Source organism: Leptolyngbya subtilissima AS-A7 (assembly GCF_039962255.1).
Taxonomy (GTDB): Bacteria; Cyanobacteriota; Cyanobacteriia; order Phormidesmidales; family Phormidesmidaceae; genus Nodosilinea.
Map to the genome: position 1 here is coordinate 353,121 of NZ_JAMPKY010000002.1, position 15,824 is coordinate 368,944.

The following is a 15,824-nucleotide window of genomic DNA, read 5'->3' on the forward strand; positions in this document are numbered from 1 at the left end:
TCTCCATCTACTCATCGCTCCACCCTCGATTCAAATAGCTGGACTATTTTGTTCACCACATCTTCGATGGAGAGGCCATCGGTGTTGAGGGCGATCGCATCATCGGCCTGACGCAGGGGCGACACTCGGCGACTGCTGTCCTTGCGATCGCGATCGTCGATGGCTTGCTCCAGGTCGCTAAGGGACACTGCTGGCTGCTCCTGGGCGGCGAGGTCACGCTGGCGGCGGCGAGCCCGTTCACCCACCGACGCGGTGAGAAAAACTTTCAGCTCCGCCTGGGGAAACACTTGGGTGCCAATGTCTCGACCTTCCATGACCACACCGCCGGTAATGCCATACTGCTGCTGCTGGCGCAGGAGAACTTCGCGCACCGTGGGCTGGGCTGACACCGCCGAGACCGCAGCCGTGACGGCCGTGCTGCGAATAGCTTGGGTAACCTCTTGACCGTTGAGCCAGATGCGGCTGGGATAGGCGGCAAAGGCAGAGTCATTACCTGAGGCCTCTAGACGGATTTCACAGTCCTGCACGAGTTCTGCGATCGCAACCTCGTCCTGCACGTCGATGCCGCGCTCCAGGACCAGCCAGGTCACCGCCCGGTACATCGCACCACTGTCGAGGTAAAGCAGGTTTAGCCGTTGGGCCACCTGACGAGCCACCGTTGACTTACCGGCCCCAGCCGGCCCATCGATAGCCACAATCGGCTGGCGATCGCGCAGCAAAATATTATCAATTAGCCTCGTAGCACCCAGGTGAACCGCCACCGCCAGCATCCCCAGCGTCTCCACCCGCTTCAGGGGTTGCAGGGTTTCGGGATGCACCAGTTCTACATATTGGGGATGCAGGGACGGCTCCTGGGCCAGTTCAGCATTCACAGCCGCTATTAGGGCCGAACTCAGACGCTCACCAGCTTGGAAGCACTGCTGGGCTGCCAATAGCCCTCGGTAGATAACTGCCGCCTGCTGACGCTCGACCTCGCTCAAGTAGCTGTTGCGGGAGCTCAAAGCCAAACCGCTCGTCTCGCGCACCGTAGGGCAACCAACCAGTTGGCTAGGCAGGTTAAGGTCGCGGGCCAGGCGCTTGAGGATGGCCAACTGTTGAGCATCTTTATAGCCAAAGTAGGCGCGATCGGGAGCCACCAAACTCAACAACTTAGTTACCACCGTCGCCACCCCCTCAAAATGACCGGGCCGGTGGGGGCCACACAGCACTGCCACCATCGCCTTTGGAGGCATCACCCGAGTCATAGCGTCGGAATGGGGCTGAGCAGCGCCGTAGAAGGCAGTGACAGTGGGCATAAACACCGCATCGACCCCAGCCTGTTCACACAGACGCAGGTCTTGCTCGGGGGTATGGGGGTAACGAGCCAAATCTTCTTGGGGACCAAATTGCAGTGGATTCACAAAAATGCTGACCACAACCACCGAGTTCTCCAACCGAGCCCGTTCAATCAGGCTTAGATGGCCTCGGTGCAGATTACCCATAGTCGGCACCAGCCCTACCGCCACGCCGTCCTCCGCGTTCTGCTGGCGGCGTGCTTGGCTCAGATAGCGTTTTACTCCTTCAACCGTCTTGAGTACTCGCACAATCCCCTACCTTCTACTGCGTGAGTGTGTGACAGCTGAACTTCTGGCCACCTCGCTCCAAAGGTAATACCGTACCAGATTTAAAGTCATGAGCATATCGCCAGTGCCCTGCCTTGCCATGACTTTACTTCAGCTCTTCTGTAGCGCCAAGGCTAGGGCACACCATCAAAAGCCCTCTCCACCAATTCAGCTGGAAAGGGCTAGCTTAAACCCCCAGAGAACCAACCTCCAGAGCAGCAAAGTTGGTCAGATTAACTACTCGTCCGACAATACCTCTAGCTGTACTCGGGCCACTCCACTGGCTCTCAGGCCAATATTGTTAGCCGCCGCGGCTGAGAGGTCAATCACCCGACCATGGCTGAAGGGGCCGCGATCGTTGATGCGCACCACCACAGACTGCCCCGTAGATACATTGGTCACCCGCACTCGAGTGCCGAAGGGCAAAGTGCGGTGGGCAGCCGTCAGGTCGTTTTGGTTAAACACTTCGCCGCTAGCGCTGCGGCGTCCGTGAAACCCAGGCCCATACCAGGAGGCCATGCCGGTGAGGGTAGAGGTTACTATGCCAACTCGGGTGTCGGGAGCCAAAGGTTCGGGTAGACCCTCAACGCTAGCCAGGGGAGGGGCATCGCCCAGCAGCCGCCGCAGTCGATTGGCGATTTGGAGCGCGTCTTCACCAGGGTTGTCGGTGGTATCAGGCAAGATCGTCTCGCCATCAAGGGTGATTAGGGATTCTTCTCCCCAAGCCACCACAAATGACTCATCATCGCTGTCCCAACGGGCCACGATAGCGTCGGCATTGCCGTTAGCGGCCAGTTCCTGTAGCCGAGACACAACTGTCTCGGCTCGGCGCTGGGGCTCTTGAGCATCTGAGGCGACGGCCACGGTACCAAGGCCGGCACTCAGAGTTTCTAGCTCGCCGCCCACTAAGGTGACAACTGGAATCGAGCGAATGTAGACGGTAGCTGCCTGACGGGAGTCTAGGGCGTGGGAAAAGACAGTAACTGTCTCGAGCGTATCGCTGGTGGAGCCAGAGGGCTGAAGCGATAGCGCTGAGTCAGGTTGAGCAGAAACGACTGGGCGGGCCTCGAGGGCGTGGGGGAAGACAGTAGCTGTCTCGAGAATGTCGTCGGTTGAATCAGAGGGTTGAAGTAATAACGCTGACTCAGGTTGGCTAGGCTCAAGAGTTGAAGGGTCAGAGTCCGCTGGCGAACCTGCTTCAGGGGGTTGAGGAAGAACGTCAGCATGATGCTTTGATTCTGGCTCCAGAGAGAGACTGTTATCGCCACTATCCTGAGCTTGAGTGGGCAAGGGTGCTCCAAAGACGGACACAGCGACGGCAACCGTCAGTCCGCCCAATACGCAATGTTTCATTTACACCAAAAGAATTCAGCAGGAAGAGCAAGGGATAGATCCTGATCACGGAAAATGACTCAGAACAGGCAGCACAGGAATTGCCTTAAATCCCACACTCGTTGCAAATTGGTCTTCGGCTTTTTTTGACGAAATGTAACCTAGCACGTTCGGATGACATTGCGAATCCGGGCATCTACCGGCAGGCGTAGCACTTCGTCACAAAATGAAAAAGTAGTTGACCTGCAGTAACTGGCTCAAACCGCCATCGTGTCTGGGCTTGATGGGTCTGAACCCACTTTGGTCAACTTTCAAATTATTTATCTATGGAGTCAATGAGTTATGTAAGATTAATCAATCTATTCATCAATTTGATAGAGTTCCATCAACAAGACGTGAAGTTGCTAGAACTCTCAACGTGCTTTTGGTCACCGAATGCCTCTGATGACGCTGACCTATTAAGGTCAGAATTAATACTTAAACGTCTCGAACAACCGCTCAAAAATAGCAATTTTTGGATCCAAAAAATTAAAGATAAGGGCATTAACTGGGGCGATCGCCGCTGCTAACTCCCTTGCCCATTGACGAAGCTCACCCCCGTTTCTAAGGTAAGAGACTGGCCACACAGGAGATTGACCCATGGACTATCGGGATGCTGGTGTAGATGTAGAGGCAGGGCGTAGCTTTGTGCAGCGCATTCGCACCATGGTAGACAGCACCCGCCGTCCAGAGGTGTTAGGGGGCTTGGGAGGTTTCAGTGGCCTCTGCGAACTGCCTGCTGGCTACCGCGAGCCCGTGCTGGTGTCGGGCACTGATGGAGTAGGCACCAAGCTCAAAATCGCCCAGATCACCCAGCGCCACAGCACCGTCGGTATCGATCTGGTAGCCATGTGCGTCAACGATATCCTCACCAGCGGGGCCGAACCGCTATTTTTTCTCGACTATTTGGCCACGGGCAAGCTTGAGCCCGCCGCCTTGGCGGAGGTAGTAGAGGGCATTGTGGCCGGCTGCCGGATGGCCGGCTGTGCTCTGTTAGGGGGCGAAACTGCTGAGATGCCTGGCTTCTATGGCCCCGGTGAATACGACCTAGCGGGTTTCTGCGTCGGTGTGGTTGAGAAGTCTCAGATTTTGGATGGCAGCCAGGTACAGGTGGGCGATCGCATCATTGGCTTAGCCAGCAGCGGTGTGCACAGCAACGGCTTCAGCCTGGTGCGCAAGGTAGTGGCCGAGGGCCAGCGAACCGACACCACTAATACTGGCTATAGCTGGGACGAAACTGTACCGGTTCTAGGCGATCACAGCCTAGGGGAAGTCTTTCTCACCCCCACGCGCATCTACGTAGAGCCTGTACTCAAGGCTCGCCGGGAAGGGCTCACCATCCACGGCATGGCCCACATTACTGGTGGTGGGCTGCCCGAAAACCTGCCCCGCTGCTTGGGGCCAGAGCAGAGTATTCACATTCAAGAAGGCAGCTGGCCGGTACCCCCAGTGTTTAGCTGGTTAGCCGAGGCAGGGCAGGTACCCGCCGCCGATCTCTACAACACGTTTAATATGGGCCTGGGCTTTGCTCTAGTGGTTCCTCCCCAGGAGAGCGATCGCGCCCTTGCTTGGTTGGCCGAGCACCAGGTCGAGGCCCATTTAGTGGGCGAGGTGACCGCTGGATCGGGTGAAGTCACTGGCCTGCCCGAGTAGCCTCAGCATGGATGGACTGAGCACCACGGCGGCGTCCAGCGCAGCGCTGATCCGAAGCCTTGCTGAAGAACTACCCCGTTCTGGTTCAATAGCCGATACCGTAGAGGGGCAGCATATTTAGGAACATCCGTTGAAATCTTCGACTCTGAACTGGCCACCGGTGGTGCTGAGCTTTCTCGCGATTGTGGGTTTAGCCCTGGTGACCAGCAGTTTTGTAATTATTAACCCAGGCCAAGCCGGGGTGCTGAGTATTCTCGGCAAATCTCAGGATGGGGTACTGCTAGAAGGCATTCATTTGAAGCCACCTCTAGTGTCTACAGTCGATGTGTACGACGTGACAGTGCAAAAGTTTGAGGTGCCAGCCCAAAGCTCTACCAAAGATCTGCAGGATCTTTCCGGCCGCTTTGCCATCAACTTTCGCCTTGACCCTACAGAGGTGGTGAATATTCGTCGCACCCAGGGCACGCTCGAAAACATCGTGTCTAAAATTGTGGCACCCCAGACCCAGGAGTCATTTAAGATCGCTGCTGCCCGCCGCACCGTCGAGGAGGCGATTACCCAACGGGCAGAACTCAAGCAGGACTTTGATGATGCCTTGACCTTTCGCCTCGACAAGTACGGCATTCTAGTGCTGGATACCAGCGTGGTCGATCTGACATTCTCAACCGAGTTTGCTAAGGCCGTCGAAGACAAGCAAATTGCCGAGCAGCGCGCTCGCCGCGCCGTCTACATCGCCCAAGAGGCAGAACAGGAAGCCCAAGCCGAGATCAACCGGGCCAAAGGCCGCGCCGAGGCCCAGCGTCTGATCGCTGAAACCCTAAAGGCCAAGGGTGGTCAGCTCGTTCTGCAAAAGGAGGCGATCGAGGCTTGGAAAGGAGGAGGCGCTCAAGTCCCCCGAGTCTTGGTAATGGGTCAGGGCAGCAACGTACCGCTTCTCTTTGACCTACAGCAGGCCGCCAGGGACGAGGCGGATCAGCCAGGCTAGCCTAAGGCCTCAAAAGTTTGACCCTGCTTGTGCCATTACAACAGCACAAGCAGGGTCAGCCTCTATCAAAGCGAGTTTCTACCAGGCTAGGCTGATAGCTTCAATGGGGGAGTAGGTAATTTCTCGCACCATTCCAGGCTGGCCTAGGGCTTGGGCCTGCTTGTCGTTGTAGCTGACCATCACGGCACCAGCATTGCCCGCTCGCACCGTTAATGCTTGATCTGCGGTCCACAGACGAGTGTCGCCGGGCTGCAAAATACCTTCGAACTCGGTTTTACCGTCGGAGGTGATGCGTAGCCAAGACTGGGCAGTGAGCGTCATTTTGACTTTAATCGGAGCTTTGGGATCCTCAGGCTCGGCAGCGGCGGGGGCAGGAGTATTATTCGGGCCTGGATTAGCTGGCCCCTCGACTCCTTCTAGGGGATTTAAAGGAGGCAGCACCGTGACCTCTGGGGCCGTCTGACGCAGCACGTAGGACAAGCCACTAATAGCCGCCACTAGCAGCACGAAGTATGCCCCATAGAGATGCAAAGGGCGGAGCTGCGCTGCTGGAGTCTCTTTCCAAGAGGTCCGCTGAATGCGGGGTGGAGTAAAAAACTGACTGGCGAGGGTCTCGCCGTCGAGTTGGAGAGCATCACCATAGCGGCGCAGAAGGCCACGGATGTATACCGGTTCGGGCAGCCCGTCCAGATCGCCTTGTTCAATGGCGGTCAATAGGCTAGGACGAATCAAGGTTTTTTCAGCCATGACCTCTAGGCTTTGCCCCTGCTGCTGACGAGCCCATTGCAGCATCGCACCAAGCTCCGAGAGCTGTTCTCGGTAGAGAGCATTAGGGTCAACCAACTCTTTTGTCTTCATACAGGGAAAATCTAGCTCAAGACGGCGAACGCTAACTAATGACGGAGGTAGTTTTCTGAGGAGTTGATTGAACCGATGACTCAGCTAATAATGCCTCAATTTCGGCAGATGATAAAGCCCTGTAAGCCCCCACACCTAGATTACCCAGCGCAACTGAACCTACTGCGGTTCGGTGTAAGTCTATCACCCGATGACCTAGGGCCATGGCAACCCGGCGGATTTGCCGGTTGCGCCCTTCCTGAAGAATAACCTCAAGTTGGGTATGGTTGGGGTTAGTGGCGATCACTCGAACTTGGGCAGGGCGAGTAAGCTGGCGATCGAGCCAGATACCTTGTCGCCAAGCATCGAGGGCTGAGGGAGACAGCTGCCCATCGAGGCGCACCCGATAGGTTTTCGAGACGTCGTGGCGGGGATGTGTAAGCCGAAAGGTGAAGTCACCATCATTGGTAAGCAACAGAGCTCCAGTCGTGTAAGCATCCAGTCGCCCTACGGGGTGAATGCCGATGGTTTGCAACTCAGGGGGTAGAGCGTTGAGCACGGTAGGGCGATCCTGAGGATCGGCACAGGTAGACACCATGCCGAGGGGCTTGTGCAGGAGCAGATAGTGCTGAGTAGGCCGATGATGAGCCTGGAGGGGTTGTTGATTGACTTCTATGCGATCGCAGCTAAGGTCAGCCCGCTGGCCCAAGTAGGCCACGGCTCCGTTGACCTGCACCTGCCCGGCCTCAATCATCTGCTCGGCTTGCCGTCGGGAGGCAACCCCATACTGAGAGAGGATTTTTTGTAACCGTTCTGCCATGACGTGGTAACGCATAAATGGGGTAACCCCGGCAAGGTTTAGTCAACCTGCTTAACAATTATGACAGCAATCCAGAGCATCTGAGTATAAGTTCTTACTAAGATCCCTAAGTAGCGCTGCTTAACTTGGCCAGTGGGCTGGTGGTCAGGGGCGACAAAATGCCTCTCATAACAAGCTATTGGGCTGGGTAGCCGGCAGCCGCAGCCGCAGCCAGCCGCCGCCCAGCTCGGGATGATTAGCGGCGGTAATTGTGCCATTGTGGGCCTCTATAATCTGGCTCACAATGGCTAGGCCCAGCCCTGTACCGCGGCCAATTTCTGGAGTGGTCCCGGTATTTATAGGAACTAGGTCAACCAACGGGTCAGTGCGGGTGCGCGAGGGATCGGCCCGGTAAAAGCGGTCGAAAATATAGGGCAAATCTTTAGCGCTGAAGCCTGGACCCATATCCATCACGTCGAGAATGAGCGTATCTGGCTCTGGGTTTTCGGCATCGTGATCCAACGCTGGGGCAGTTCCCGGTTCTAACAACCGAACATAGACGTTGGCGCGACTGGGACTGTGTTTAATGGCATTGTCAATCAAGTTGAGCAGCACCCGATGGAAAAGCGGCTCATCGAGATTGGTTAGACAGTGGGAAGGGCCGTCGTAAGCTAGTTTAAGCGCTTTAACCTGCGCCAGAGGCTCCAGGCTAACCCAGGCCCGTTGAACCAGCTGGGGCAGATCGACAGGCTTGAGGCTCAGACCCTGAAACTGATCCCCTTGGAGACGGCTGAGATTCAGCAGGTCTTCAACTAAATTGCTGAGGCGAATGGTTTCGTTGACTAAACGGTCAAGCCAGCGGCGTTGGCTCTCATCGACTCGGGGCTGAAGGGTTTCGGCCACCAGGCGAATGGACGTGAGAGGAGTTTTGAGCTCGTGGGCTACATCAGAGGTCCAGCGATCGCGCTGCTGCACCAACAAGGCGGCCTCTTGGCGATTTTCCAGAAATACGCCGACTTCACCTCCATCCAGGGGAATAGCATAGCCCCGCAGAGGAAAGGTAGGCTCTTCTTTAGGATGGAGTGGATCCGGAGAAATCTGATAGAGCATCCATTCGCGCTGACAGCACGCTTGCTTCTCTCGGGTTTCTTCGATCAGCGCATCGAGTTCGTAGGAGCGGGCCACCTCTAGCAGCAGACGGCGGCGCTGCACCGACCCTGTCAGGGGCTGATTCATCTTGAGCAGGCGGTTGGCCTGGTCGTTACACCAGATCAGCTGGTTTTCTTCATCGACCTGTAGATAGCCGATGGGAGCGGTCTGTAAAATGAGCTCTAGGGTGTCGCGGCTGGTGCCTAGCGATCGCAGCTGCCGCTGCTGCTGAGGCTGGGTTTTCACCAACTGCTCAACTTGTCCTAAAGCTGTGGGCCAATCGGTGGCTTGCAGAGTTGTGATCAAGCGTCGCTCACGGCGCCGCTGGTGCCGCTGCTGCCAAAATAGCAGTAGCGCTCCCGTAGCTAGCCCCAGCAGATATGCAAAAATAACCAAGCTTTTCCCTGGCCGCAGCGATCACGTCTTGTCCAAGCCTATCGCACAAAAAAGCACCCCCACAGAGGTGCCTTAGTGAAATGACGACTCAGGTAGTCTCCTGCCCTAAAAATAGTCAACGGCGGCCCTAGTCTTACAACCAGAACCACCGCTTAGCCTAACCGGGCAAACTTGGTCTATCGAACAGTGGCCCCACGATACTTAAGGCCCTGAGGATGAGCGGCCTGAGCCTGGGGTGCTACATGGCGGGTAGCAACAGCGCCGCGGTAGCGACCAATAACTTCTTCAGAGACATTAACTTGGGCATTAGCCGGTTCGTAATCAACGCCGCGATATTTCAAGGACATCTTTCGCCTCTCCTTAAGTGAATGAAGGTGTATAAACAGAGGCGCGTTCCTTCGAGCTGGAGCTCTACTTCCGTCTCTCACAGAGAGATGAACGATTTGTTTCTGTATTCATTGTTACCGTTTTACCTATAAATGTCAAGTCCTTTTTGCTCTCACAGCTCTGGGTTTCACAGTTAGAACTAAGGCACGAGCGGTGCTCCGCAGTCCGGATGCTAAAGCTATGTGAGCAGCTCTAAATTCTTTCTTTAATCTCCAAAAACTATGCACGGCCCCATTCCTCCCCACCGCTACTTTGCCTACCTTACCTGGACTGACATTGAGGCAATGCCCGATCGCGCCAATGCGGTGATTGTGCAGCCCATGGGAGCGATCGAGCAGCATGGTCCCCACCTACCCCTCGCCGTAGACAGCGCCATCTGCACGACCGTGCTCGGTAACGCCCTGGCTCAGCTAGATGACGCCGTACCGGTCTACAGCCTGCCTCCCCTGTACTACGGCAAATCTAACGAGCACTGGCATTTTCCAGGCACGATTACCCTCTCGGCTGAAACCCTGCTGAAGGTCATCTACGACGTCGCCGAAAGTATCTACCGAGCTGGATTTCGCAAGCTGGTGCTGCTCAATGCCCACGGCGGCCAACCCCAGGTGCTAGAAATTGCCGCGCGAGATCTGCATCAGGTCCACGATGATTTGCTGGTATTTCCTTTATTTGTGTGGGCGGTACCCAACTGCGCTGGCGATTTGCTGACGCCCAAAGAGATGGAGCTGGGCATTCACGCTGGGGATGCCGAAACCAGCCTCATGCTGACGATTATGCCTGAGCAAGTGCGCATGGCTGAGGCCAAAGCCGAGTTTCCCCAAAATTTGCCGACAGACAGCTGGCTCACTATGGAGGGAGCGTTGCCCTTTGCCTGGGTAACCCGCGATCTCAGCGCCAGCGGGGTTTTGGGAGACCCAACTATAGCCACTGGGGAAAAAGGGGAACAGCTCCTCACCTCTCTTGCTACGAGTTGGGCGACCGCACTAGAAGATATTTATCGATTTCGCCAGCCCCACACTGACTCGGCCTACTTGCTTTAGAGGTCTAGAGACAGGCCCATGCGATCGCCCCTTAAAGCTCAGCCGATTTAATCTGTTGGTCTCTGGGCCAAAATGATTTGCTGAAGGCTGTGTGGCGCGATCGCCGGATTGCGTCCCGAGTTTGCTATACTCGAAAACTGATAAGGCGGCGACATAGCCAAGTGGTAAGGCAGAGGTCTGCAAAACCTCCACCCCCGGTTCGAATCCGGGTGTCGCCTTAGTTTACTGCGCTCATTTTTGAGCTAGAAGCACCGTAGACAGGGCATTGTAGCTCTGTTACGGTTTATGTATTGTTGCTAGTTGTAGCTAGTTGTTGTCCATTGAGCCTTTGTATATAGGCAAAATCTAGGCATGGATTTTGCAGAGCGGCTGAACCGTGCGAACGGTCGCCTTAAGGCGGCTAGGATTCGTGTACGGCTGCAAGTGCTCAATCAGAAGCTTTATGTCAGGGGCACGTTTCCCCCTGCCCCTGGCAGCACGAAAGATTCGCCACATCAGCAGCGGATCGCCCTGGGGCTACCGGCAAACCCTAGGGGCCTAGCTCTGGCCGAGGAACAGGCGAAGGGGATAGGGGTAGCCCTAGAGGCTGGCCGGTTCAATTGGGAGCATTACCGGGGCGACCGGGCCGAGACGGTAGGAGATTGGGTAGAGCGGTTTAAGCGTCGGTGGAAGGGTGCCGCTATCACCTGGAAAACCGATTACCAGCAGCCCTTTAATAAACTGCCCATGGATGCGCCGTTGACGGCCGTCCTGCTGGAGCAGACCGCCGAGAAACGAACGGAGGAGGATTCGCGGTCGCGGCTGCGGGCCTGCAATGCTTACCGCCAGCTGGCAGAGTTCGCGGGCCTGCCGGTGGATGGTTTTGCCCAGCTCAAGGGCAGCTATAGCGCCGCGGCGGTTGACCCACGATCGTTGCCGACCGACACGGCGATCGCCCGCTGGCGAGACACCATCACTGATCCGGGGTGGCGGTGGCTATTTGGGATGCTGGCGGCTTATGGGTTACGGCCTCATGAGGTGTATTCCATCGACCTGGCCGACTTCCCCACCGTGAGGGTGCATGAGGACACCAAAACCGGCTCGCGGTTTGTATGGCCACTTTACCCAGAGTGGTCAACCAACTGGGAACTAAACGTGGTGACCATGCCGCCGCTCGAAAATATTGCCGGATGCAGCAACGGTCAACTGGGGACCAAAACGGCGAAGGCCTTTAACCGCTTAGGTTTTTGCCATGCCTATGACCTGCGCCACAGCTTTGCTCGCCGTTGTCTTGAGTTTGGTTACTCACCGGAATTTGGGGCCAAGCTGATGGGCCATAGCCCAGAGACACACTGCAAGGTCTACCGGCGATGGATTGATGAGGGCACCTATTGGGCCATCTACCAGGCAGGTGTTAGTCGGGCCGAGCGGCCTAAGCCACCAGCTTGATAAAAGAAGGTTTTCTGGGTCAGTCTTGGTCAGCACAAGTTACTGGCAAGAAAGCCAAAATAAGTTCCTTGTTAGCAACGAATCCTTTTGGTGTCTTTCGAACCAAGTTCATCTTCATCAACTCATTTAAATCTCTGGTTAATGTTTTGGTGGTTTTGGTAGCATACATCTCAGCCAGCTTTGGAGTTGCTTGAGTAATTTTATTTTTAAGCAACGGCTTATCACTATGAAAAGACATTTCTAAAACAAGATTTCTCCTTCTAATATCCGACTGAGTATCTTTGTCAGCAAACAAGTCGTAAACCAAATCACTCCAAGCAATAATAAGCTGCTGAGCCCGAATCAAATCTATTTGCTCATCAAGCTTCTCCAAAAAGCCTTGAATAGCATACTTAACAAATTCTAGACATTCGCCCGTCTTGCTAGCATAGTCAAGTTGACGATAGTAGTTCTCTCTTGTGAAATTATAGTAATTACTAAGCAAGTGAGATACAGGCATTGGCAAACCGGCTTCAAGCAAGGTTTTAAGCTCAATAAGCCTTGCCGTCCTTCCATTTCCATCATCAAAAGGGTGTATCCAGACAAAGTACAAATGAGACAAAATTGCCTTTAAAATTGCAATTGATGTCTTGTCTAAATCCAAGCCTTTCTCAAAGTTGTTGTACCAATCACAAAACCTATTTAAAAGCTCATAACAATATTCAGCTTTGGGAGCTAGATATCGACCCACACCCACACTGCCCAACCGAATTTTTCCACTAATTTTTTCTTCGCCTAAAGGCAAATCTTTTAGGATTTTATAATTAAAGGATTCAATTAATCCTATGCTCAATTGAGGATCTTCGCATTGAGCTACACTTGAAACAATGTCGTTACAAGCATCAAGAACATTTTCAACTTCCTGCGCCAAATATTGTTGTGAGGACGGGAGTTTTAGGTCATGATGTAAGATGGCTTTAACTTGTTCTTCTGTTAAACTATTGCCTTCTATCGCAATAGTTGCTTGAACACCTTTAGCAAGGTAGAGTTCATGCAATATTTCAGCTACACTCGGCTTAAGAGGAACTCCAGAGATGTAATCACATTTAGATGACGCTTGGCCTAGTGATATCCAAAGACTTATAGGCGCTTCTTTCAGGTTTGGCTTGAAGTCAATCCATGGATGTGTAGCAGCTATAACCATCTTGTCCTCCCATGATTGTCCTACCACTCGTCTTACTACTTGTCCAGCTTAATCCCTTGTAGTACAAGGGCTAAGCCTGATTTTATTCTAAATCTTGTCCACAGCTTATGGCCTCACTCAAAAGGAAACATTGGCTGCTGGTGGAGCGGAGCGCCCGGCCTCAAGCGCCGGTCTGAGTCTCTACCTGGCTTTGCCACTTTTCCAGGCGATCGCCGTGCCAAAGGTAGGTGAGCCGTTGCGCGGTGGGGTTTTTCACTTTCCAGTGCTCGCCTTTCTTTAAATCGCCATTTTGGCGAGCATTAGCCAGCACCCACCGGCTGATGCCCAGGCGCTGACAGGCGGCGGCGGTGCTGAGCCATGGGGATGGTTTAGTCATCGACTTTCACCCCCCATTCTTCTACTAAGCGGGTGAGCAGGTAGACCCAATCAGTTTCGGTGAGGCCATCGAAAACGCGATCGCAGTATTCCTCTATCGACGCTTCGACATTTGGGGGCAGCTCGGGGGGCGGCTTGAGGAATAGGCGATAGGTGCCGTCGCGGCTCTCACTTGTGAGCATGGAAGGGCCTAGGAGGTTTTGTACGTTATTTTTTACGTCCTCCACGGGTTTAGAGCCGTCGAGCTGGCGAGCTAGGGCCATGCAGGCGGGGATAGCGTGTTTGGGCAGCCGCACGGAGTCGGTGGGGTTGTTCCACTTTGGGGGTCTAGGCATCGTCAAGGGCCTCCCACTTGATGAGCACGCCTTTAAAGTGTTCTGAAGCAGGGCAAAAGAACCAGAGGAACTCTGGAATATCGCCAAAGCCATCGTCTTGGACCAGCTGCTGCACCTGGTCGACGTCGTTCAGAAGCTCACCGTCGAGGTAGACGCGACCATCAGGCCGGATTTCTATTGCCCAGGTGTTTGAACATTTGACCAGAGCCAGCAGACGGCAAGATTTAGTTCTCATGCCGGTATAGAGCTGAAGGGTGTCACCAGGCCTCGCGTGGCGGCGTTTCCCCGTGCGGCGTATGGTTTGGGTCTTTTCGCCCCGCTCTACGGGGCCAGCAAATTGAGGTTTGAAGTTATAGGCAACCATGGCGCTGCTCCCTCTGTATGGCTCCGAGATCGCCAATTAGCTTCACCAGGCCGCGGCGGTCGAGGGTTTTGGAGTCTTCGCCGCACAGTGACGTTAAATCAGCCCAGGTGTAGCTCAGTGAATGCCGGAGGGAATCGACCTGGGCAATGAGATCGCCTAGATTGTCGCCACCGGTAGCTGGGGTGGCAGCAGGTGCAGCTGCGGGGCCGCGATATTGGGCAAGGATGGGGCGCTCACGCATGGCAGTCACCTACCGCGCCGGGCTTCCAGTCTAGGGAGGGTAACCAGCCTGTGGATATCCCTTCCCTCCCCTCGCGCTCCCCTCCCTTCCCTTGGGGAGGTTTAAATTTTGAAAGCGGGTTTTCAGCAATACACGCTTCATTTTCCCCCCCATTGCGTGTAATAGGCCCATTACCAACGCTTTCGAGGCTTGCTAGGATCGCAGCTCTGACCTGCTCTTGGGTGGCTGAAACGCTTGGTATAGCGTCTATTACAGGCATTGCAGGCTGCGATCGCTCTGGGTGCCATAGATCGGCGTTCTTATAGAGGGTCTGGGAAGAGGTTTGGGCGGCTTTGGCGAGGTGTTTGACTAGCCACGAGACGGTAAGCCCGACCAGTTCGCCAAGCTCGCGCACGGCGGCGGCGATGCGATCGCGGGCATCTTCTGCGCGGGCTTTGTTGACCCCTGTGCGGGTTCGGTCTCGGAGGGGCGTGCTACCCAAGGGCCAGTAATAATTGCTGGCGCTGGCGGCCCAGGAAATGGCTTTGCGGTGGATTTGGTGTTGGTGTTGGCACCATTGCTCAAAGCCGGGGCAGCTGGTGGCTGTGGTTTCAATGTATTCCACCAGTTCGGTAACGCCTAGGCCTTTAAAGACTCTGCCGTAGGTGGCGATCTCTTTGAGCAGCATGTTGGTCTGGCCGTGATCGGTCCAGCCTTCGGCAATCATGGCTTCTAGGTCGTTCTTCCAGTCTTCGACGGGGCCGCTGGCTTTGGTGCGGTAGCGGTGGCGGCGGTTGGCCCTGGCGACGGCGATCGCTTCGCTGATGGTCTCAGCGTCGTTCTGCAGGACGGCGTTATCCCACTGGGCGAGGAAGAGGGCGAGGTCATAGGCCCCGCTGATGGGGTTTAAGTCTTCGTCGAGGACGCAGGCCCCGGTCATGGGTTGAAGGGGCAGTCTATGGCCGTTGTATTCGGTAAACTGCTTTTTCCAGAAGTTGCCCCAAGATTTCACGTTGGGGAAACATTCGAGCTGGCCAGGGGCGATTTGCAGTCCCTGGGCTTCTAAACACTGCTGAAGTGCGCAGGCCACCGAGAATGTGGGGTAGTGCTGAGGGAGGGGGCAGTAGATGTGGATGCCGCCGCTCCAACTGCTGCGGAGAATGATGACTCTTACGATGCCGATAGTCTCAAGGGCGGCAAGAATATCGTCGATGCGCTCTAAATAGGCGCTGGTGGCATCGATGTCGATCAGGCCGTAGCCGGTGGAGCTGCCGAAACGAACGCCGACGACTCGCTTGGGGTCTTGCCAGGCTGACCAGAGCACTCGGGGCTTGATGCGATATTTGCTGTTGGTCTTCCAGGCGGTGCTGAGGTGGTGCTGCTCTAGGGGGGCTTCTAGCCACTTCCAGCCGTAGCCAAAGATTTGGGTGAGCTTGGCCCCGTGGGGGTGCGAGGGGTAGAGAGCTTGTTTCATGTTTAATATTGATTAAGTCGAATTGAATCTGTTGAGCAAAAACGGCGATCGCCTAGTTGGGGGCGATCGCCGTTTTTTTAGTGCCTATGCGGATGTGGCCAGGTAGAAACTTTGGCTTTCATGGAGAAGAGTCCACTGTTGGGATAATTGGGTTTCACTCAGCGGCCAAGCCGGCAAGCAATTCCGCTGAGCGAATGTTCACCATGCCCGATTGGACATGTTATGCT

General features: G+C 55.1%; 16 protein-coding genes, 1 tRNA gene and 1 riboswitch. Of the genes, 5 read left to right on the top strand and 12 right to left on the bottom strand.

The genetic code is table 11. From position 1 onward, the window contains the following. Nucleotides 1-11 precede the first annotated feature (11 nt). On the bottom strand, nt 12-1,583 hold the full coding sequence (locus NC979_RS06205; protein WP_190518500.1) for a bifunctional pantoate--beta-alanine ligase/(d)CMP kinase: 1,572 nt from the start codon (nt 1,581-1,583) through the stop codon (nt 12-14). 255 nt (nt 1,584-1,838) lie between these two features. Further along, nucleotides 1,839-2,954, bottom strand: coding sequence for a septal ring lytic transglycosylase RlpA family protein (locus NC979_RS06210; protein ID WP_190518502.1), 1,116 nt, complete (start codon nt 2,952-2,954; stop codon nt 1,839-1,841). Nucleotides 2,955-3,572: 618 nt separating this feature from the next. Here NC979_RS06210 and purM point away from each other — a divergent pair. Continuing rightward, the gene (gene purM / locus NC979_RS06215; RefSeq protein WP_190518504.1) at nt 3,573-4,625 is read left to right on the top strand and encodes a phosphoribosylformylglycinamidine cyclo-ligase; all 1,053 of its coding nucleotides are present in this window, start codon (nt 3,573-3,575) and stop codon (nt 4,623-4,625) included. 130 nt (nt 4,626-4,755) lie between these two features. Then, nucleotides 4,756-5,610 carry a prohibitin family protein gene (locus NC979_RS06220; RefSeq protein ID WP_190518507.1) on the top strand — a complete coding sequence of 285 codons (855 nt, stop codon included), beginning with the start codon at nt 4,756-4,758 and terminating at the stop codon, nt 5,608-5,610. Between the two features lie 78 nt (nt 5,611-5,688). Here NC979_RS06220 and NC979_RS06225 read toward each other — a convergent pair whose 3' ends face one another. The 4 genes from NC979_RS06225 to NC979_RS06240 all read right to left on the bottom strand — a co-directional run bounded on the left by NC979_RS06225 (nt 5,689) and on the right by NC979_RS06240 (nt 9,138). Continuing rightward, the gene (locus tag NC979_RS06225) at nt 5,689-6,468 is read right to left on the bottom strand and encodes a helix-turn-helix domain-containing protein (protein ID WP_190518509.1); all 780 of its coding nucleotides are present in this window, start codon (nt 6,466-6,468) and stop codon (nt 5,689-5,691) included. Between the two features lie 31 nt (nt 6,469-6,499). Continuing rightward, entirely contained in the window at nt 6,500-7,267 is a 768-nt protein-coding gene (locus NC979_RS06230; protein WP_190518512.1) for a pseudouridine synthase, read from the bottom strand. Between the two features lie 165 nt (nt 7,268-7,432). Continuing rightward, entirely contained in the window at nt 7,433-8,791 is a 1,359-nt protein-coding gene (locus tag NC979_RS06235) for a sensor histidine kinase (RefSeq protein ID WP_190518515.1), read from the bottom strand. Nucleotides 8,792-8,967: 176 nt separating this feature from the next. Beyond that, on the bottom strand, nt 8,968-9,138 hold the full coding sequence (locus tag NC979_RS06240; protein ID WP_190518517.1) for a DUF4278 domain-containing protein: 171 nt from the start codon (nt 9,136-9,138) through the stop codon (nt 8,968-8,970). 40 nt (nt 9,139-9,178) lie between these two features. Then, nucleotides 9,179-9,234: riboswitch (Glutamine riboswitch) on the bottom strand. 165 nt (nt 9,235-9,399) lie between these two features. Between NC979_RS06240 and NC979_RS06245 the strand changes: the two genes are divergently transcribed. The 3 genes from NC979_RS06245 to NC979_RS06255 all read left to right on the top strand — a co-directional run bounded on the left by NC979_RS06245 (nt 9,400) and on the right by NC979_RS06255 (nt 11,646). Next, nucleotides 9,400-10,218, top strand: a complete 819-nt coding sequence (locus tag NC979_RS06245) for a creatininase family protein (RefSeq protein WP_190518520.1) — start codon at nt 9,400-9,402, stop codon at nt 10,216-10,218. A gap of 147 nt (nt 10,219-10,365) precedes the next feature. Continuing rightward, nucleotides 10,366-10,436, top strand: a tRNA-Cys gene (locus NC979_RS06250). Between the two features lie 133 nt (nt 10,437-10,569). Then, a complete protein-coding gene (locus NC979_RS06255) occupies nt 10,570-11,646 on the top strand; it encodes a site-specific integrase (RefSeq protein ID WP_199308797.1) in 1,077 nt (358 codons plus the stop codon). Between the two features lie 19 nt (nt 11,647-11,665). On the opposite strand, the gene NC979_RS06260 is transcribed toward NC979_RS06255, so the two are convergent. From NC979_RS06260 to NC979_RS06285, 6 genes are all read right to left on the bottom strand, one after another. Next, nucleotides 11,666-12,829, bottom strand: coding sequence for a Fic family protein (locus NC979_RS06260; protein ID WP_190518522.1), 1,164 nt, complete (start codon nt 12,827-12,829; stop codon nt 11,666-11,668). Between the two features lie 160 nt (nt 12,830-12,989). After that, the gene (locus NC979_RS06265) at nt 12,990-13,205 is read right to left on the bottom strand and encodes a hypothetical protein (protein WP_190518525.1); all 216 of its coding nucleotides are present in this window, start codon (nt 13,203-13,205) and stop codon (nt 12,990-12,992) included. After that, a complete protein-coding gene (locus NC979_RS06270; protein ID WP_190518528.1) occupies nt 13,198-13,539 on the bottom strand; it encodes a hypothetical protein in 342 nt (113 codons plus the stop codon). The genes NC979_RS06265 and NC979_RS06270 overlap by 8 nt, the downstream gene beginning before the upstream one ends. Continuing rightward, a complete protein-coding gene (locus tag NC979_RS06275) occupies nt 13,532-13,903 on the bottom strand; it encodes an ASCH domain-containing protein (protein ID WP_190518530.1) in 372 nt (123 codons plus the stop codon). Before NC979_RS06275 ends, NC979_RS06270 begins: the two co-directional genes overlap by 8 nt. After that, a complete protein-coding gene (locus NC979_RS06280; RefSeq protein WP_190518533.1) occupies nt 13,890-14,144 on the bottom strand; it encodes a hypothetical protein in 255 nt (84 codons plus the stop codon). Before NC979_RS06280 ends, NC979_RS06275 begins: the two co-directional genes overlap by 14 nt. Beyond that, complete coding sequence (locus NC979_RS06285) at nt 14,137-15,597, bottom strand: hypothetical protein (RefSeq protein WP_190518536.1); 1,461 nt, start codon at nt 15,595-15,597, stop codon at nt 14,137-14,139. The genes NC979_RS06280 and NC979_RS06285 overlap by 8 nt, the downstream gene beginning before the upstream one ends. Nucleotides 15,598-15,824 lie beyond the last annotated feature (227 nt).